The organism is Porphyromonas pasteri, from assembly GCF_014647755.1.
Classification (GTDB): domain Bacteria; phylum Bacteroidota; class Bacteroidia; order Bacteroidales; family Porphyromonadaceae; genus Porphyromonas; species Porphyromonas pasteri.
Window position 1 is genome coordinate 70,598 of record NZ_BMPU01000002.1, and the last position, 20,195, is coordinate 90,792.

Here is a 20,195-nt window from a genome sequence, read left to right on the forward strand (position 1 = left end):
ACGCTGTGGTTATTGGGACGAGGTGGGGGGATCGTCAATGAGCTGTCGAGCCTTGCTAATCAGTGTCTCAAGCTCCTCATTGATCTCCACGAGGCGTGGAGTCAAGGTCTGCTTGCGCGCTTCGAGGGCGCCCTGCACTTGCTTGTAGCGCGTAGCGATATCGATAGCAGCCATCGCCAGGTAGCCTATGGTAGGCACCTCGGAGCGATTGGGGTACTTATATCGGTAGATACGCAGCGTAGAGGTCAGCTCTTCGCCAGCATCGCGGTAGAGTCGTTCCTCGGAGCGAGGGACTCGGAGCGAGAGGCGAGCATCTTCGACAGCGAGTGAAATGCGCTGCAGGTCCTCAGGGCTGGTATTGGTATCCATATATCGGTAGCGGGGCGGGTAGGCCCCAAGCTATTCGGTCTCTGACTATATCTCGGGCTCAGACGCTGCGGTGGCCTCGGGCTCACTGGTGAGCTGGCTGATGCAGCGGTCGAGCTGACTGATGATCCCATCAAGGAGCTCCCGGGCATCCCTACGGCTGGCGTCCCCCATATCGGTAGAGACGAGAGCCGAGGCAGTGGCCAAGGTCGCTTCGTGTCGTCGCACTGACTTGAGTTCTTCTTGCATCGCATGAAGAGCTTCATCCCGTTGCTGAAGGAGCATCCTGAGCTGAGCGAGCTTCTCGTTCTGCTCTGCGACAATACCGGCGAGACGTCGGATATTGACTTGTAATCGCTGGAGCTCTTGGTCTTCGGCTTGGGTCATAGCGTCGTTATTCCTTATGTATGCAAAGGTACGCTTTTTTAGCCTCTTCCCCGCCCCCGCTCTATATATAAGTAGAGTCCCCCTCTCAAGAAGGCCACCCAACCACCGTCCCTCACACGACTCGATCCCCTCGATTTCATCCTCAAAAAAGGGTGCAGTCAGACAGCCTCTTAGCAGGAGCAAAAACCAACCAGTACTGGTCACTCGTCCGACCAGTACTACTTCGCGCGGTGACCAGTACTGCTTCCTATTGGTGACCAGTACTGGTCCGACCGCTGACCAGTACTGGTCGCAATCACCCTCTCTCCCACGACATCTATAGTATGCAGCTAAGGGAGGTGCTACCGACCTATATTGGTCACTGAGCTGATCTATATAGGTCCACGTCGTGACCTATATTGGTCGGAAGAGCGATCTATATAGGTCAGCCCGATGACCAATATAGGTTCACACCACCCCCTTCTATTGGGATGTCACATATAGGCGTGCAAGGAGACGATATAAAGCAGCTTGCCCTCGGGCTCCACAGCGGGAGCTCGAGGGCAAGCCTTCTATATTTTCGCCCCGTGGGGCGGGCAGTCGGAGGGAGCAAAGTGCGCCCTACGCTGGATTAGTAACCCGTGTTCTGCTTGAGCTGCTCGGGGTTCGCCTGGATATCATCCGCAGGGATCGGATAGAGCGTGCGGTAGGCCTGCGAAGCAGCACCAGCCTTCACGCCAGCCTTCCAAGGCCATACGTAGTCAGCGGAGACGAACTTACCGAAGCGGATGAGGTCCGTACGGCGGTGTCCCTCCCAGAAGAGCTCACGGCCACGCTCAGCGAGCATCTCGTCGAGCGAAGGCAGGGCGGAGTAGTTCCCCGTCGTAGCGCCGTAGGCACGAGCGCGTACGAGATTGAGGTACTGCAGACCCGTAGCCGTATTAGCCTTACCGCGGACAGCAGCCTCAGCATAGTTGAGGTAGAGCTCTGCCAGACGGAAGAGGGGGAAGTCAGCATCGCACTGGTCGCCATCGCTACCGTTGGCGCCGGTGCTGGTGACGTTGCGGAACTTATGGACATAGACCCCTTCGTCGAAGTTCGTGACCGAGGAGATCTCTGCCGTGGCAGCTGCCGTCATGAGGCAGCGCTTGTCGGTCGCCTTATTCGCACCGAAGAGGTCAAGGAGCCCCTTCGTAGCGCGGTTACCCTGCCAGCCACCATTGACACCCATAGCGACACCCGTGACTGCCTTTGCCGTACCGCCCGTAGAGGAGTTGATGAGGAAGGTCATACCACCCCAGTTCTGCGACTTCTTACCATCATAGTTGACGGAGAGGATGATCTCAGGGTTGCTGAGGTTGTTGTCCGCCAGGAAGAGGTTTGCGTAGGTGGGGTGCAGGCTGTACTTACCCGAGCTGATGACCTTCTCGGCGTAGGTAGCTGCATCGGCGTAGCGCTCCGTACCCGTGTAGACCTCGGCATTGAGGTAGAGGCGAGAGAGCAGTGCCCAGGCAGCAGCCTGGTCGGCACGACCGTAGTCACCTGCCTTAGGCGCATTGAGGTCGCCCTCGATAGCCTTCAGCTCACTCTCGATATAGTTGAAGAGCTCGCTACGGCTGATCTGACGAGGATAGACCTTACCCGTAGGCGTGGACTCGTCGACGAAGGGAGGATTGCCAAAGAGGTCGATGAGCACCCAGTACTGATAGGCACGCAGGAAGCGAGCTTCGGCGCGGTAGGTACGGACCGTAGCATCGGAGGCCTGCGACTCGGTGTTCTTGAGGAACTCTGAGGCGAGCTTGATCTGGTAGATCGAGCGGTAGTAGAGGCCGCGGATGATGGGGTTCGACGACGACCAGCTCATCGCATGGAGGTCGGGCACACCACCGTCACCCCAGGCGCAGATAGCCGTCTCAGTAGGCAGCTCCTGGAGGTTGAAGAGGCCACGAACGAAGTCACTCGCCCCTTCGTCGATACCCGCGATATCCCCACCGTTGCCGTCTTCATTTTTACCACCATTGCCCGAGAGGGCGAATGCGCCGTAGACCTTAGCGAACGCTTGGAAGGTCTTTGCAGGGGAGTTATAGATCGTCTGGGAAGTCTCCCCGTTGGTGGGGAAGCGGTCCAGATCCTTGGTGCAGGAGGAGAGGCCGAGAGCCGTGACAAGGCTAAGAGCCGTGAGGCCTCGGCGAAGAATCTTCTTATCTGTAGTCATGATCGGCTGTGAAGATTAGAGCGTGAGGGAGAGATTGAGCGAGTACGTACGTGGGATGGGATAGAGGCTGAAGTCGATAGCACGCTCAGGATCGAGACCCTTGTAGGAAGAGAGCGTGAAGACATTCTGCACAGTAGCCGAAGCACGGAGGTTAGCTCGGCCCAGGATACGACCGAAGTCATAGGCGAGCGTGAGGTTGTCCATCTTCAGGTACGAAGCTCTGTGGAGGTAGTAGTCCGAGATGAACTGCTTATCGCTATTCGTCTGGAAGTCTGAGACGTTGATCTCAGGCGTCGTGTTGCGGAAGTACTGACCCGAGTTGAGCACAGAGGAGTGCGTAGCCATATAGGCCGAGATGTTGTCGTAGATATAGTTTCCGCGACCCGCGCGAAGTGAGGTCGAGAGCGTCCAGCGGTCGAAGGTGAGGCTCGAGGAGTAGCCCATCGTGACCTTAGGCTCGGGGTTGTGCGTGCGGTACTTATCCAGCTCGTTGATGACGCCATCCTCGTGGCGGTCGACGAACTGACCTTCCAGAGGCTTGCCGTTAGCATCGTACTTCTGCTCGTAGACGAAGAAGGTACCAGGGGCATAGCCGACGGAGTGGATCTGCACGTACGTACCCGTCAGACCCGTGACGCCCCCCGTGGGGACACCCTGATAGCCGGGGACTTCGACAGCGTTGAGCTTGGTGATGCGCGTGCTGTTGGAGCTGATGTTGTAGCTCACATCCCACGTCAGGCGCTTGGTCTGGATGGGAGTAGCATTGATGCTGAACTCAAAGCCCTTGCTGGAGATGTTACCGACGTTCGTGAGGATGCGGTTTGAGAAGTTCGCCCCAGCAGGCGTGGGGATCTCGTTCAGAAGGTCACTGGTCTTCTTCTGGTAGAAGTCGAGCGTACCAGAGAGACGACCCTTGATGAAGCTGTAGTCAAGACCTACGTTGTAGGTAGCGGTCTGCTCCCAGTGGATGTTCGCATCGTAGGCAGCGGGGCGGAGCATATTGTAATACTGATCGCCGAGCTGATACGTCGCCGTATTCGTGCTGAGCGCGTAGAAGGGGAGGTAGGTGTAGTTCCCGATACCATCCTGCTGCCCCGTGACACCATAGCCGAGACGGAGCTTGAGGTCATCGATCCAAGAGACATTCTTGAGGAAATTCTCCTGATTCATACGCCAAGCCAGTGCCAGAGCGGGGAAGATACCCCAGCGGTTCTCCTTGCTGAAGCGCGAAGAGCCGTCGGCACGCACCGTAGCGGTGAAGAGGTAGCGGTCCATGAGGCTGTAGTTCAGACGGCCGTAGAAGGACACCAGCGTATTCTGTGGGTAGTCGTACTCGTAGACGGGAGTCGATACGAGCGTCTTGTCGTAGGTGTAGTCAGGCGTGTTATGGACGAAGGTCTTCCAGTCCTGATAGGAGTATCCTGCCATGACGTCGACACGGCTCTTCAGCGAGCGAAGCTCCTTGACGTAGTTCGCATAGAAGTCAAAGAGGAGGCTGCGCTTGCGCTGGTCGTAAGCATTGTTCGTACCGCTCTTATAGACGTCGGGCTGACCGGCCTGCTTGAGGGTGTAGCGCTGCCATCCGAGGGAGGAGTTCTCGGGGATGACGACCGTACCCTTACCCGAAGCGTAGTCGTAACCAAGGTTCACGTTGAGCTTCAGCTCGGGGAGGAAGTGGAGCTTATAGTCGATCTTCAGATTGCTGATCGTGCGGAAGACATCACTGATATCCTCCTTCTGATTGAGGAGAGCGACAGGGTTCTTAGGAGCGAGCTTCTGGAGGCCTGTCCCGTCTAGCTGTGTCCAGTAGCCACCGAAGGGTGCGTATGCAGCGTCAGCATCACGGACGGGACGCGTGGGGTCAAACTGTACAGCAGCACCGATAGCTTCCTTGTTAGCGAAGCGATTGTGCGTAGCGCTGAGCTTCACGCTCGCATCGATAGAGAGGTGATTGTCGAAGAGACGGGGATTGAGGCTGATGTCACCGCTGAAGCGATTCATCTTGTCGGTCTTCAGTACACCCTCCTGGTGGTAGAAGCCCGTAGACACGCGGTAGGGGAGTTTGCCAGCAGCACCGCTGACGCTGACGTTGTAGTCACCACCGTAGGCGAGCTGATAGATCTCGTCCTGCCAGTCGGTATTCGCCGTGCCGAGCTTCGAGGCCGTAGCGGGGGAGATACGCTGGATGAGCGTGCGGTACTCGTCAGCTGAGAGCACGCGCACACGGCGAGCAGCTTCGGAGAGGGAACTCTGTACGGAGACAGCGATCTGAGTCTTCTGCCCGACCTTACCACGCTTGGTGGTGATCATGATGACCCCGTTAGAGGCGCGCGAACCGTAGATAGCGGTAGCAGAAGCGTCCTTGAGGACGTTCATCGAAGCGATGTCCTGAGGGTTGAGTGAGCTGAGGATGCTGGGTGCACCAGATACAGCGGTGTTCTCGATGGGCACACCGTCGATGACGATGAGCGGGTCGTTGCTGGCATTGAGCGAAGCACCACCACGGATACGGATACGGCCACCAGCCCCAGGAGAACCCTCGGGTGTGATCTGTACCCCCGCGATCTTACCGACGAGGAGGTCGCTGGCCGTGGAGATAGCACCCTTCTGGAAGTTCTTCGCATTGAGGGTGCTGACGGATCCGGTGAGGTCCTTCTTCTGCATGGAGCCGTAGCCGACGACGACGACTTCCTTGAGGTTCTCAGCACTCTCGGAGAGGACGATCTTCAGCGGGAGCGTAGCGCCACTGAGAGCTACGGTCTTCGTGGCATAGCCGACGCTGGAGACGATGAGGTGCCCATTCTTGGGGGCACGGACGGAGAAGTTCCCGTTGATATCGGTGATGACGCCCTGAGGGGTCTCCTTGACCTTGACGGAAGCCCCGATGACGGCTTCGCCCTTGTCATCTACTACCTGACCCTTGACCTGTACGTCCTGTGCGGAGGCTGTGAGGGAGAGGAAGAGTAGGGATAGACAGAGGTAGGTAAGGCGCAGAATCGCTTTCATATGAAGTGCTCTGTGTAAGTGAAAAAGGAGAGGTCCCCACCCGCCCTCCACGACTCTCTGTGAGTAGAGCTGTGGAGGGCGGTCGGAGACCTCGGTGTTTACTTCTTATTAGGAATAATGGAGATCGCGAAGCCACCACCAGGAGCAGAGGTGAGCGAGAGCTTGCTGCCCTTCTTCACCTGCACCTTGCGGATGGTGTAGACCTCGGGATTGGTCTTGTAGTTTGCGCCCTTACCATCAGCGTAGATGGTAGCGGTGTAGGTCTTGCCTGCATCGAGGAAGTCGAGCGTGAAGCTTGACTTATGGCCATCATAGCCAGCGACATTACCCACGAACCACTTGTCAGAGTCCTTCGCCTTACGAGCGATGGTGATGTATTCACCTGGCTCCGCTTCGATGATCTTCGTGTCGTCCCAGTCGACAGCTACGTCCTTGATGAACTGGAAGGCATCCATGTGCTTGGCGTACACCTCGGGCAGGTCAGCTGCCATCTGCAGGGGGCTGTACATCGTGACGTAGCAAGCCAGCTGATTGCAGATCGTCGTGTTGACGTGGGAGTTGTTGTCGGGGTTGTACTTGTTGACATCCATCTGGAAGATACCAGGCGTGTAGTCCATCGGACCACCGATGAGGCGGGTGAAGGGCAGTACGGTGAGGTGGTTAGGCTTGTTACCACCGAAGGCCTGATACTCCTGACCACGTGCCGACTCCTGCGCGATGAGGTTGGGATAGGTACGGCTGAGACCCGTCATATGGACGGACTCGTGGGCATTGACGGAGATCTTATGCTTAGCAGCCTCCTTGACAGCGTGGAGGTAGTGGTTCACCATGCTCTGACCGTAGTGGTACTCACCGCGGGGGATGATGTTGCCTACATAGCCGCTCTTGACAGCGGAGTAGCCGTTGTCACCCATGAACTTGTACGCCTTCTCCATGTGGCGCTCGTAGTTCGTGACCGAGCCGGAGGTCTCGTGGTGCATGATGAGCTTCACACCCTTGCTCTTAGCGTAGTCACGGAGCTCAGCGACGTTGAAGTCGGGGTAAGGAGTGACAAAGTCAAAGACACGGTCCTTGCTATTGCCGAACCAGTCTTCCCAACCGATATTCCAGCCTTCGACCAGGACAGCATCGAAACCGTGCTTAGCGGCGAAGTCAATGTACTCCTTGACGTGCTTCGTATTGGCAGCGTGCTTGCCATTAGGCTTCACCTTCGAGTAGTCGGTCTCACCGATCTTCACGTAAGGCAGGTCGTCGGTGTACGCCCAAGTGCTCTTACCCGTGATCATCTCCCACCAGACACCTACATACTTAATAGGCTTGATCCAGTCGGTCGTCTCATAGGCACAAGGCTCGTTGAGGTTGTACGTCAGCTTCGAGGCGAGGATATCGCGTGCATCACGGCTGACGATAGCCGTACGCCAAGGGGTGTTGAAGGGCGCTTCGATGTGCCCACGGTTGCCCTGTGCGTCAGGCGTCAGCTCCACACGGAAGGTCATCGTCTTGTCGTCCAGATCGAGGTTGATCGCTGGGAAGTCGATGAGTGCTGCTTCGTGGAGGTTGATGTAGACTCCCTTATCGCTCTTGAGCATCAGCGGCGTCTGTACGCCCGTCTTAGAGAAGGCGGTCTGGGAGCAGTTCTCCGTGAAGGCCTTGTCGAAGAGCCCACGGATCTCGGAGAGACGGCTGTGCTGGTAGTCGTACTCCTCAGTGTCGTAGTCACCGGGGATCCAGTGCGCCTTGTGGTCGCCCGTCATAGCGAACTCGGTGAGCTCGCGCTTGACGACATAGAAGTTACGATCCTTGCCACCGGGGAACTCATAGCGGAAGCCGAGCCCGTCATCGAAGAGACGGAAGCGGATAGCTATGGGATCGCCGTTGCTCTTCTTCTTGAGCGTGACGAGCAGTTCGTTGTAGTTGTTGCGGATCGACTTGACCTCGCCCCAGACAGGCTTCCAGGTCTCATCGAAGGTCGACTCCTTCGTGTCCGTGACCTCGAGGCCCTTGTCGAAGGACTTCTTCGCATCGGTCATCTCCAGACCGAGATGACTGGGACGGATGATCTCCTGCCCATCGGCGAAGGAGAGGCGATACATAGGTGCCCCGTCCTGACTCAGAGAGAAGTGCAGCTGAAGACCCTTATTGGGCGAGCTGATCGTCTGAGCCAAGGCGCTCCATCCAGAGGCCAGGACCAGCGCGAGGGCCGCAGCCCAATGCTTTGCTTGCTTCATGCGGTAGTTAATTAAGCGATATATATTATTTGAGTAGTAATGCTTGTGAATCCCTTCACAGGACGCCAATTCGTAGCCCCCTCAGCATCTCTGCCAAAGGGAGTGCAAATATAGAAATATTTTCATGCCGTAGAGGGTGGACTTTATCAATAATTTAAGAAAGACACCTACTTTCCTCGTGACACTTACAAAATCCACCCATTTCACACCTCCGTTCTCTACCCGTAGACACCTCAAAAAAGGCGTCTTCATGGCATCAAGAAAGGCAGCGCGTCCTCAGCAAGGGTGCTGATCCTTATACGATATCCCCATACAAATAGTATATACTCATACAGCCGCCTCCGCAGAGCCCGTATTCAGGGGGCTTTGCGACCAGTACTGGTCACTCGTCCGACCAGTACTACTTCGCGCGGTGACCAGTACTGCTTCCTATTAGTGACCAGTACTGGTTCGATCGCTGACCAGTACTGGTCGCAATCACCCTCCTCCAAGAGTATATGCAACTACCTATATACAAGATCGATACACATCCCCGATTTAGGCACATCAACCGCCCTTAAAAGAGACTTAACGATGGTCAGCAAAACACCATGCGCATTTTAAGAATGAAGCCGTTTCAAATACAGAATAGTCAAATATCACTATATTTGCTAAGTCTCGATTTAGGAAGAGAGAACTCTCCTTCCCTGTCCACTTAGGCAGAGCTACTACAGGTGCATTCGGTCACGTCCTCGCGAAGAGGACTTATTTATATCATATCGTATGAGACAGTTCAAACACTCAGTGGCGCTACTTTTGCTACTCGCGGTCGCGCCCTCCCTCTTTGCTCAGAAGCAGAGAAGTCAAGAATTCAAGGACAAGTACACGCTCTCTGAGGCGGTCATCCTGAGCCGTCACAACATCCGCGCCCCACTCTCCACCAAGGGAAGCCTTCTCGAGCAGGTCACCACGCACCCTTGGTTCGCATGGACCGCTGGCGCAAGCGAACTCACCTCACGCGGTGGCGCACTGGAAAATCAGTTCGGCCTCTACTTCCGTAAATGGGCCGTCGATGCAGGCCTCTTCAAGGAAAACGCAAACCCCACGAAAGACGAAGTAAACATCTACGCTAATAGCATGCAGCGCTGTATCGCCACAGCACGCTACTTCACCACCGCCTTCCTCCCCGTAGCAGACATCCAGGTCAACCACCGCTACGTCCCCAGCAAGATGGACCCTGTCTTCTTCCCCCGCCTGACGAAGATCAGCGAGTCCTTCAAGAAGGAAGCCCTCAAGCAAATCGCTGCTATGGGCGGTAAGCGTGGTATCCGCGGCATCAACGAGGACCTCAAGAAGGCCTACGAGATCACCGCCTCTACCCTCGACCTCAAGGACTCCCCCGCCTGCAAGGAAGGTAAGCTCTGCTCCTTCGACAACTACAACACCGAGATCCTCCTCGAGCGTGGCGAAGAGCCTCGCATGAAGGGCTCACTCAAGGACGCCACCACCTGCTCCGACGCCTTCATCCTCCAGTACTATGAAGAGCCCGATGCCAAGAAGGCTGCCTTCGGCCACGACCTTTCGCTCGAAGACTGGACACAGATCGCACGTATCAAGGACGTCTACGGTGATGTACTCTTCGCTGCACCCATCGTCGCTGTCAACGTCGCCCACCCTCTCCTTACTTATATGTATGATGAGCTGAACGCCAAGGGCCGTAAGTTCTCCTTCCTCTGCGGGCACGACTCTAACATCGCTTCCGTCACGGCAGCCCTCGACGTAGAGCCCTACGAGCTCCCCAACTCCATCGAGAAGAAGACCCCTATCGGTAGCAAGGTCGTCTTCGAGAAGTTCGAAGGCAAAGACGGCAAGCTCTACTGCGACATCAACATCGTCTACCAGACGACCCAGCAGCTCCGGGGCATCGAGCAGCTCAACCTGCAGAATCCCCCGATGATCTATCCGCTCCAGCTCAAGGGCCTCAAGCGCAATGCTGATGGTCTCTACCTGCTGAGCGACGTCAACGGCCGCTTCCTCCAGGCCATCCGTGCCTACGACAAGATCGAGGACACTCTCTAAGCCCCTCCATTCACCCTAAGCAAGAAGTTACTAACACATGAATATCAAGCATAGTCTTCTCATCGCAGTCACTTCGCTCTCTGCCCTGACTGCGGCAAATGCACAGGAAAAAGTCGAGGTCAAGGTCACGGGTCGTGCCCTCTTCGACGCTGCGACTTACTCGCAGAATGAAGCTGCCAAGACGCAGGACGGTACGATGAACGATGGGATCGGTATCCGCGATATGCGCATCGGCTTCAAGGCGTACTACGGCGACAACTGGTACTTCCGTGGAGATGCTTCCTTCACGAACAACAAGGTCTCCCTCAAGGACGTCTACCTGCAGTATAGCTTCAACAAGAATAACTTCATCCGCGCCGGTCACTACACCGTGCCCTTCGGCCTCTCCTCGTCCTACAGCTCTGCCAGCAAGGAGTATCTCGATGAGCCCGAAGCCAACGTCTACCAGCCAGGTCGTCGTATCGGTATCATGCATACCATCTCCAACGACCATATCTGGTGGCAGTATGGTGCCTTCGCTGACAACTCCGCTCTCACCACCAGCACCGACAAGGGCGCACAGGGCTACACCGTAGCGGGCCGTCTCGTCTGGCGCCCCGTGCTGACCGAGGGGGCTGGCTTCCACATCGGTTTCAGCGGTATGCACGTAAAGTCCGAGTCCGACCTCAAGGGCGGCTCGCACATCGCCTACTCGAAGAAGTACCTCACGGCCGTCGACAAGCGCAACGCTATGTCGCTCGACCTGACGGATGCCCGCTGGGAGAATAAGTTCACGGCCGAGTTCCAGGGGATCTTCCACAACGTCCAGGTCAGCAGCCAGTACTACTGGTCGCACGTGAATCGCGTCGGAGGCAATGCCTACGACACCAAGGGCTTCTACGTCTCTGCCCGTGGGATGATCATCAACCCCGTAGACTATAAGTACAACTACGTCACCTCGGGGATCGACTCTCCTAACTCTGGCAACCTCGAGCTTATGCTCGGCTACGGCTTCCTCGACCTCATCGACAACAATGCGCTGACGAGCTTAAACATCGCAGGCATGGCTGGTGCAGGTAAGATGACCGACTACAGCGCCGGCCTCTCCTACTACTGGAATAAGTACGTCGCACTGCGTCTGAACTACCACCATATGCAGGTCAAGCAGTGGGGCCAGTCCGACACGAAGAAGGTCAACGCACTACAGCTCCGCGTGCAGTATATGTTCTAAGTGCGTAGCTGACCACACACGATACCGCAGCGGGGCGGGGCAACTGAGTCGTTGCCCCGCCCCGCTTTCTTTCTCTCCCATAGGAGTATAGCCCCCATCTACAGGGCTTCACGCCAAGCTCTCAGCGCCTATGGTGTCCATATTAATGTGAAGGCGATTTCGGAACCTATATTGGTCGGCGGGCTGACCTATATTGGTCGCAGCATCATTCTATATAGGTCAGCCCACCGACCAATATAGGTTCATCCACCCCTTCCCCACGGAGGCTCGGTCCTCACGAATGAACTATCTTTGCATAGATATACTTATGCTTAAGCATAGTTTACTCACGAATACATTTGATTTAGCTCTCAATGGGAAGTATCCTCGTCATAGTCATCGCTCTCGCCGTCCTCGGCGCCATCGCTGCTCTCGCAGCCACCATACAGTCGTACCTCAAGGCCCGACGCATCGCCCGTGGCGAGGTCATCGAGCCTGAGCCTCAGGAGCTACCCCACGGAGAGGGCTGCTGCGGCAACCACCTGACCTGCGAGACCGACAGCCTGCTGGCTGCCGTCAGCAAGCGTATCGAGTACTTCGATGACGAGGAGCTGGACCGCTTCAAGGGTCGCAGCGCCAGCGCCTACAAGGAGAGCGAAGTCGAGGAGTTCCGCGACGTCCTCCTCACGCTCGATGCCGACGAAGTACCCGCCTGGGTGCGTAGCCTCCAGCTGCGCGGCGTCGAGTTCCCCGAGACACTCCGCCCCGAGCTCTACCTCATCGTCGGGGAGAACCGCGACTACCACGCCATCGTCGGCCGTCACGAGCCCAGCCCCGCAGCCTAAGTCCCCAGCGCACCGACCTCGACACCATGCCGAGTATCTTCGCCTATCAGTTCTTCCAAAACGCCCTTGCGGCATCCCTCCTTACCGCCATCGTCTGCGGTATCGTGGGGGCATATATCGTCGTGCGACGCATCGTCTTCGTCAGTGGCGGTATCACGCATGCCTCCTTCGGTGGGATAGGACTCGGCATCTACCTCGGCATCAATCCCATCCTCTCTGCTGCGGGTGCAGCCATCCTCGCCGCCTTCTCTATCGGCAAGCTCAGCCGTACCGAAGGCATCCGCGAGGACTCCGCCATCGCCAGCATCTGGGCACTCGGCATGGCCCTCGGCGTGCTCTTCATGACGCTTACCCCCGGCTACGCCACCAGCCTCCCCGCCTATCTCTTCGGGAATATCCTGCTGGTCACGACGGGCGACCTCATCGCCCTCGCCCTCCTTGCCGTCCTCTTGATAGCACTCTTCAGCGTCGGCTACCGACAGATACTCTATACCGCCTTTGACCGCGACTTCGCCCGTGTACGCGGCATGAATGTCGGGCTGTGGGAGCGTGGACTACTCATCCTCGTCGCCGTGAGCCTCGTGCTGACGATCCGCTCGGTGGGTATCATGCTCCTCCTCTCCCTCCTGACCCTGCCCCAGACGACTATCGGGCTCTTCACGGCAGACTTCCGCAAGATCATCTGCGGCTCCATCGTCCTCTGCCTCATCGCCAACGTCGGCGGCCTGCTCCTAAGCTATTACCTCATCAGCGTCCCCTCGGGTGTGCTGATCATCCTCCTGCTCTTCCTCTTCCTTGCCCTCGGCAAATGTCTCAGCGCCATCACACGACGCAGGGCCCAGCACGCCCGAGGCTAAGCCCCCGCGCACTCGGCTCCCTTCTCCTTCTCCTTGCGCTCCTCGGGGCATGCTCCCGACGCGTGAATACCGCGAGCTCCCGCACGTGGCAAGCCTTCGTCACGCGCTACAACGTCCTCTACAACGCTCGCGAGGCGTACCAGACCACCTATCAGACCGCACTCGACGGCACGACCGACGACTACACGCTCCGTCTGCCGCTCGATCCCGTACTCGCTCGCGCCACGATACCAGGCACCGCTCCCCGCTTCTCCCGCACCATAGAGAAGGCCACGAAGGCCATCGAAGAGCATAGCATCTCCCGCAAGCCCGCTCGCCCTGCCCACTGGCGCCAAGACCCTCGTGCCGTGCGTATGCAGGAGAAGACCGAGTACAATCCTGCCCTCGCCGAGGCGTGGCTCCTCATCGCCCGCAGTCAGCTCTATGGCGGCGACCTCCCCGCAGCACACACCACCCTCACCGACATCCTCCGACGCTACGCCACCGAGCCCGAGGTGCGTGACGTCGCCCGCCTCTACCTCTGCCGTCTCTACACCCTGCGTGGCGAGCTCTTTGATGCCGAGGAGGAGCTGCAGCACGCCACCCGTCGTGAGGGAGAAGTCCTCCGCCACGCACCCCTACTCTACCATACCGCAGCGGCCGAACTTGCCCTTGCCCGTGGAGAAGACTCCACCGCCCTCACGCACCTCACCGTCCTCGCCCGCTCGGAGAAGAGCGCCCTACAGCGTGCCCGCCTTTCCTTCCTCATCGGGCAGATCCTCGAAGCTCAGGGCGAACGCGAGGCCGCGAAGGCAGCTTTTACCCGTGCTGAGCACACAAGCCCCCAGCCAGCGCTTGAGCTCGCTGCCCAGCTCCGTACCCTTGCCCTCACCACCGAGAGCGAGGCGGGCATCCATCGCCTGCAGCGTCTGGCACGTCTATGCCGCTACGCCCCCCACCGCTCCGCCATCTACCTCGCCCTGGCCGAAGCGCTCCTTGCCTCCAACCAGCGCGAAGCCGCCCGCATCGCTCTACGCCAGAGCATCGACTCGGCACAGACCTTGCGTGGATCGGCTGCCGAAGCCTACACCCGCTTAGGCCTGCTGGAGCTCGAAGACCAGCACTACGTAGAGTCCGCCGAAGCCCTCGAGAAGGCCTTCCCCTTCCTCCAGCGCCAGCACCCCCACTACGCCACGGTGGAGCGCCTCCTCCCCGGGCTTCGCCTCCTCGCCCCTCACGCACGCACCGCCCATCGTGCCGACAGCCTCCTTCGCCTCGCAGCACTCCCTGCCGACCAGCTGGAGCGCCACATCGATAGCCTCATCGCTCGTGCCGAAGCCTCGGGGGAGAAAGTGCACGATCTCGGTGATGTCGTTCGCTCGCCCTTCGACGAACCGACCACGACCCCACGAAGCACCTCCGCGGGCTTCTACTTCGACGACCCTCAGCAGATCGCTCTCGGCCGTATCGCCTTCCGCCAGCGCTGGGGCAGTCGTCCGCTCACCGACGACTGGAACCGCAGTCTGCGCGCCCTCGATGCCGCACCCGTAGCCCCCACCACTACCGAGGAGGCAGGCGCCTCCGATGCCACTTCACCCGATAGAGGCCGAAGCCGTGAGGCCTACCTCCGTGGCCTTCCCCTTACCCCCAAAGCACGCGAAGCACTGACGGACACCCTCGCCAGCGCCCTCTTCCGTATGGCATCCGTCCTCGATGATCCGCTCCAGCGCCTCGATGAGGTAGGCGCCCTCTACACGCGCCTCCTCAGGGACTTCCCCCACTTCGCCGAACGGGAAGAAGTCGCCTACCGCCAGATCCTCCTCGCCCTCCGACAGGGACGTGATGCCGAGGCCGAAGGCTTACGCAGGGAATACCTACGCCTCTTCCCCAACTCTCCCCGTGCGAAGCTCCTCCATTCGCCCGAGCTCAGACACTCCCTCCAAAGGCTTGCCAACCGCTCCACCGAGCTGTATGATGCCGCCTACAAGGCCTACTGCACGGGCGATGTCAGCCGTGCACGCGAGTACCTCACCGAGCTGGACACCCTCCCCTATCACGACGAAGACCTGCGCCCGAAGGCACTCCTCCTCACCGCCCTCACCGAGGTGCAGGCGGGACAAGAGATCCAGCTACGCAAGCGCCTGGAGGACTTCGTCCAGCGCTATCCCGAGACCCCGCTGATGCCCTACGCTTCGAGCCTGCTCGCCGCCCTACGCGCAGGGCGCACCCTCACCACTCCGCCCCGCCTCACTCGCCCCGTGATGGGTAGCACCGAGGGGATAAGTGAGACCGAAGGGCCTGCCACGACCTTCGCCCAACCCGCAGCGGGAGAAGTCATCAGCCTCGTGCTCCTCTACCCCGAGGGGAGCCTACCGCGGCACGAGGTGTACTTCGCGCTGATGAGCTTCGCCTATTCGCACTTCACGCAGTGGACGCTCCAGGTCAGCCCGCTCCCCATGGAGACGGGGCTCAAGGGCTACCTCATCGAAGGCTTCCCCACAGCGAGCGACCTCAAGACCTTCCGTGAGCGCGCTACCTCAGCGACGGGGCTCCTCCCCGCCCTCCCCAAAGGCTCGCTCCTCCTTCCCCTTAGCGCCGCCAACCGCCCCCTCCTCACCCGCGAGACCCTCGCCGACTACCGCGCCTTCCTCGGCGAATAATCCCCGACCTTTTTCCCTACACCTCTTCCCCGCCCCCCTCACGGAGCGAGGTGGAAGGCCTGCACCCTCAAAAATCAACCAGTACTGGTCACTCGTCTGACCAATACTACTTCGTGCGGTGACCAGTACTGCTTCCTATGGGTGACCAGTACTGGTTCGATCGCAGACCAGTACTGGTCGCAATTCCCCTCTTCTACGCCTCCTCCCACCTCGCTCTACAATAAGCACTTACAGACCCTCCACTTTTCTTCTCCCGACCGCCCTTCCCTCCCCCTCCTCCACCGCGAAAGCGAAGAAGCTTTAACTATAGGAATAGTAGGGAAGTTTGGCTAACTTTGCTACAACACCTCTCTTACTAAGGACCGAATCGATTATGCCCGAATTCATCTCCCTCCTTCCAGTATGGCAGCTGTGGCTCGTCGCCGCACTCATACTCTTCGCCCTCGAGGTCATCACGCCAGGCTTCATCTTGGCCTGCTTTGGCGTGGGGGCCCTTCTGGCTATTATCCCGGCACTCTTCGGCGGAAGCTGGCTCATCCAAGCGATCTTCTTCGGCGTCGGTAGCCTCCTTGCCCTGTGGCTGCTGAAGCCCCTGATGGCACGCTGGTTCGCTGCCCGCGACACCAAGACGGGTATGGATGCCCTCATCGGTCGCAAGGCCTTCGTGAGCGAAGCCATCAAGGTAGGTGATGGTGGTGGCCGCATCGCTGTCGACGGCGATAGCTGGCGTGCTATCTCCTCCGTCGCCCACGACCTCCCCGCAGGGAGCGAAGTCCGTATCACAGGCTATACCAGCCTCGTCCTTCAGGTCGAGCCTATTCAATAATCACCTTCATTCTCTCCTCTACCATGCCTATTGAGTTCATTATCCCCATCGTCATCGGTGTCCTGGCTATCGTCACCATCTACCAGGGGCTGTGCATCGTCCAGCAGTCTCAGACGGTCATCATCGAGCGACTCGGCCGCTACTACCGCACGCTGTCCTCTGGGGTGAACATCATCATCCCCTTCATCGACCGTCCACGTCCTATGCGCTGGCGCTACACGCTGCCAGGAGCCAACGGGCAGACCCTCGTGCGCTTCACCGAGATCACGAATATCGACCTGCGTGAGACCGTCTATGACTTCCCCCGCCAGAGCGTCATCACGAAGGATAACGTCGTCACCGAGATCAACGCGATCCTCTACTTCCAGATCGTAGACCCCATGCGTGCGATGTACGAGATCCAGAACCTCCCCGACGCTATCGAGAAGCTCACCCAGACGAGCCTGCGTAACATCATCGGGGAAATGGATCTGGACGAGACGCTCACCAGCCGCGACACCATCAACAACAAGCTCCGCATCATCCTCGACGAGGCTACGAACAAGTGGGGTGTGAAGGTCAACCGCGTCGAGCTGCAGGATATCAATCCTCCCCGCGACATCCGTGACGCCATGGAGAAGCAGATGCGTGCCGAGCGTGACAAGCGCGCGCAGATCCTCAATGCCGAAGGGCAGAAGGAAGCCACGATCCGCGAATCCGAAGGGCGCATGCAGCAGGCGATCAACCACGCAGAAGGGGAACGCCAAGCTCAGGTGCTCCACGCTAAGGCCGAGGCCGAAGCCAAGCTCCTCACCGCCGAAGCCGAAGCTCAGGCCATCCGCAAGATCGCTCAGGCTGTCGAAGGCTCAGGCGCCAATCCCGCCCAGTACCTCATCGCTGTCCGCTACCTCGAGACCCTCAAGGAGATGACCTCTGGGCAGGACAACAAGACCGTCTACCTCCCATACGAAGCCTCCGGCGTACTCTCCTCGCTCGGCGGTATCAAGGAGCTCCTCAAGTAACTCTCTCAGACGTCCATCGGGGGATAATAGACCTCGAAGACACTACGTTATATCTATGCCCTGGGGTACGCCCCAGCGTGGTGCTACCCCAGGGCATCCATTATCCATTCATTATCCCAAACTGCTTATGCAACAAGCCTACCCCCGTACTGACAAAGAAAAACTCAATCTTATTGCCCGTACAGTCTTCGAGCGCACACAGCCTCGGCACCAAGAGACGCTTCGTCAGCTGCGCCTCTTAGCTGCGCTCTTCTAAACTACCTCCCTTCCCTCACCCCCCCCCTTTCACTCCAGACCCATGAGCAAGAAGCAGGCGATCATATCGCCTTCGCTCCTCTCGGCGAATTTCCTTCGCCTGGAGGAGGACGTGCGCCTCATCAACCAGAGCGAGGCCGACTGGCTCCACATCGACGTCATGGATGGCGTCTTCGTGCCCAATATTTCCTTCGGGTTCCCCATCCTTGAGGCCATCCGCCCCATCATCGAGAAGCCGCTGGATGTGCATCTGATGATCGTAGAGCCTATGAAGTTCGTCCGCGAGCTGGCAGCCCTGAAGGTCGACACGATGAACGTCCACTACGAAGTCAGCCCACACCTGCACCGCTCCATCGGCGCGATCAAGGACGCAGGGATGAAGGCCGCAGTGACCCTCAATCCTCACGTACCTGTAGAGCTCCTCGTCGACGTGCTTGCTGACCTCGATATGGTCCTCCTGATGAGCGTCAACCCCGGCTTCGGTGGTCAGAAGTTCATCCCTCAGACGATCGACAAGGTCCAGCGCCTGCGCCGTATGATCGATGAGCGCGGACTCTCTACCCTCATCGAAGTCGACGGCGGAGTGAACGCCTCGACGGGTGCCGCCCTCGTAGAGGCTGGCGCCGACGTCCTCGTGGCAGGGAGCTATGTCTTCTCGCATGAAGACCCCAAGGCCGCTATCCGTAGCCTCAAGGCACTCTCTCGTCCATAGGCTTCGTCTAAGCTACGAGCGGGGACTCGTCGCCTCGGTGGTCACGGCCGTGAGCCGTAGCTACACCACCCTCGCCCTCGGTATCCTCCTCCTCGGCTATCTCTCCACAGAGCTCCTCCCCCACAGAGCGCTGAGCCTCGGCTTGGCCCTCTGTGGTGGAGGAGCTTTCCTTTATGGGGCGCTCGTCTCCTTCGCCGAAGGCACGCGCCTCAGCCACTATGTGGCGCAAGTAGGCCGTACCCGTGCGCTCCGTCTTGGGCTCACGCTCCTGCTGATCCTCGCAGCACGCCTCTACTACGCCCACAGCATCAAGGCGATCACCGAAGTGAGGCTACCACTCCACACAGCTCTACGCGCCGTCCTCACCGAAGAGGAGGAAGTCCAAGACGCCACGCTCCGCCTGCGCATCCGCCTTTTAGGCGAAGGCCATATCCCCACCACCCTCCTCCAACTCTCCTGCACGCAGCCCGATAGTGCTTCTATTCGGGTGGGCGATACCCTTACCCTCAGTCTTGACAGGCTAAGCTATGTCCGTGAGCTACCCACCGAGCGTGAGGGCTATACCCGCTACCTCACGAGCGAAGGCGTGACCGCTCTTGGTCGTGCCCATATCCTTGCCTACCAACCGACACCCAGCGGTACGCTCCTCCTCCACGCCCCTACACGCTATGCCCGCAGGCTCCGAGATGGACTTACTGCGCGCATCCAAGCGAGCGCACTCAGCCCCTATGCCCAGCACCTCCTCATCGCGATGGCACTCGGCGAGAAGCGTCACGATGCACTCGGCAGGGAGGTCAGTGCGAGCTTCGTGCGGGGCGGTGTAGCGCATCTCTTAGCGGTGAGTGGCTTCCACTTAGCTGTTGTCATCGGGGCGCTGACCCTACTTCTACGCTACATACCCTACGTGAGGCGAAGAGACAGGCTGCGGTGCACCCTACTCCTCGCTGCCGCATGGGCCTTCACCCTCCTCACGGGAGCGAGCATCCCTACCCTACGTGCTGCGGGCATGCTCACGATGTATCTCGGCTTCCGCCTCCTGCGTCGCCCCGTCTGCCTCCTCGAGGTCTTCACCCTGCCCGCCCTCCTTCAGCTCCTCTATGCCCCGACGAGCCTCTTCAGTGCGAGCTTCCTCATGACCTATCTCGCGCTCATCAGCATACGTCTCTTCTACCGCCCCATTGAGGGACTGCTTGGCGAGCTACGGCAGCCTCTTCTGCGCTATCTGTGGGCGCTCCTTGCGATGACACTCGCCGTACAGCCCCTCCTCCTACCGCTGAGCCTCTATCTCTTCGGTGAGAGTTCGCTGGCCTTCCTCTGGACGACGCTCCTTGTCGTACCGCTCTCGGCGCTCCTTATCCCTACGAGCCTCCTCATCTTCCTCCTTCTCCCTCTCATCGGGACGGCACCGAGCGGACTCCTTGCCCCACTGGAATGGGGCGCAGGGCTGATGCGGGAGGGTGTGGCACTTGCCGAAGGTATCCCAGCGCTCATGCTCCACTATCCGCTGGGACTCGGTGCACTCCTCCTCTATTACCTCCTCCTTGCCCTCGCGCTCTTCGGCTACCGTCTCTATCGGGAAGAGCTACCCGCAGTGGCCTACTAATAAAGCATACGCCCCCGCAGACCGACGAT

General features: G+C 58.9%; 15 protein-coding genes. 10 read left to right on the forward strand and 5 right to left on the reverse strand.

The genetic code is table 11. The features are described from left to right. Positions 1-9: 9 nt before the first annotated feature. From IEX77_RS03830 to IEX77_RS03850, 5 genes are all read right to left on the reverse strand, one after another. Positions 10-369: a cell division protein ZapA gene (locus IEX77_RS03830; RefSeq protein ID WP_188807801.1), complete on the reverse strand. Its 360-nt coding sequence runs from the start codon at positions 367-369 to the stop codon at positions 10-12. Between the two features lie 45 nt (positions 370-414). Continuing rightward, a complete protein-coding gene (locus tag IEX77_RS03835) occupies positions 415-753 on the reverse strand; it encodes a hypothetical protein (protein WP_188807802.1) in 339 nt (112 codons plus the stop codon). A gap of 610 nt (positions 754-1,363) precedes the next feature. After that, entirely contained in the window at positions 1,364-2,947 is a 1,584-nt protein-coding gene (locus IEX77_RS03840; RefSeq protein WP_188807803.1) for a RagB/SusD family nutrient uptake outer membrane protein, read from the reverse strand. A 15-nt stretch (positions 2,948-2,962) separates the two neighbouring features. Then, positions 2,963-5,953 carry a SusC/RagA family TonB-linked outer membrane protein gene (locus tag IEX77_RS03845; protein WP_188807804.1) on the reverse strand — a complete coding sequence of 997 codons (2,991 nt, stop codon included), beginning with the start codon at positions 5,951-5,953 and terminating at the stop codon, positions 2,963-2,965. 98 nt (positions 5,954-6,051) lie between these two features. Further along, complete coding sequence (locus tag IEX77_RS03850; protein WP_188807805.1) at positions 6,052-8,181, reverse strand: glycoside hydrolase family 97 protein; 2,130 nt, start codon at positions 8,179-8,181, stop codon at positions 6,052-6,054. A 762-nt stretch (positions 8,182-8,943) separates the two neighbouring features. Between IEX77_RS03850 and IEX77_RS03855 the strand changes: the two genes are divergently transcribed. The 10 genes from IEX77_RS03855 (at position 8,944) to IEX77_RS03895 (ending at position 20,166) form a co-directional block, all read left to right on the forward strand. Continuing rightward, positions 8,944-10,239: a histidine-type phosphatase gene (locus tag IEX77_RS03855; RefSeq protein WP_188807806.1), complete on the forward strand. Its 1,296-nt coding sequence runs from the start codon at positions 8,944-8,946 to the stop codon at positions 10,237-10,239. 37 nt (positions 10,240-10,276) lie between these two features. Then, positions 10,277-11,449, forward strand: a complete 1,173-nt coding sequence (locus IEX77_RS03860; RefSeq protein WP_188807807.1) for a porin — start codon at positions 10,277-10,279, stop codon at positions 11,447-11,449. 362 nt (positions 11,450-11,811) lie between these two features. Further along, positions 11,812-12,273: a phospholipase gene (locus tag IEX77_RS03865; RefSeq protein ID WP_156795182.1), complete on the forward strand. Its 462-nt coding sequence runs from the start codon at positions 11,812-11,814 to the stop codon at positions 12,271-12,273. A gap of 26 nt (positions 12,274-12,299) precedes the next feature. Beyond that, positions 12,300-13,130 (forward strand): metal ABC transporter permease, encoded by an 831-nt coding sequence (locus IEX77_RS03870; RefSeq protein WP_188807808.1) that lies wholly within the window; start codon positions 12,300-12,302, stop codon positions 13,128-13,130. Beyond that, positions 13,082-15,769 carry a type IX secretion system periplasmic lipoprotein PorW/SprE gene (gene porW / locus IEX77_RS03875; RefSeq protein ID WP_188807809.1) on the forward strand — a complete coding sequence of 896 codons (2,688 nt, stop codon included), beginning with the start codon at positions 13,082-13,084 and terminating at the stop codon, positions 15,767-15,769. Before IEX77_RS03870 ends, porW begins: the two co-directional genes overlap by 49 nt. A 373-nt stretch (positions 15,770-16,142) precedes the next feature. Then, entirely contained in the window at positions 16,143-16,595 is a 453-nt protein-coding gene (locus IEX77_RS03880; protein ID WP_060935458.1) for an NfeD family protein, read from the forward strand. A 23-nt stretch (positions 16,596-16,618) separates the two neighbouring features. Then, on the forward strand, positions 16,619-17,596 hold the full coding sequence (locus tag IEX77_RS03885) for an SPFH domain-containing protein (RefSeq protein ID WP_188807810.1): 978 nt from the start codon (positions 16,619-16,621) through the stop codon (positions 17,594-17,596). A gap of 127 nt (positions 17,597-17,723) precedes the next feature. Continuing rightward, positions 17,724-17,852, forward strand: coding sequence for a hypothetical protein (locus IEX77_RS08485; protein ID WP_255344659.1), 129 nt, complete (start codon positions 17,724-17,726; stop codon positions 17,850-17,852). A gap of 42 nt (positions 17,853-17,894) precedes the next feature. Next, positions 17,895-18,563: a ribulose-phosphate 3-epimerase gene (gene rpe, locus IEX77_RS03890; protein ID WP_188807811.1), complete on the forward strand. Its 669-nt coding sequence runs from the start codon at positions 17,895-17,897 to the stop codon at positions 18,561-18,563. Next, positions 18,511-20,166, forward strand: coding sequence for a ComEC/Rec2 family competence protein (locus IEX77_RS03895; RefSeq protein ID WP_188807812.1), 1,656 nt, complete (start codon positions 18,511-18,513; stop codon positions 20,164-20,166). Before rpe ends, IEX77_RS03895 begins: the two co-directional genes overlap by 53 nt. Positions 20,167-20,195 lie beyond the last annotated feature (29 nt).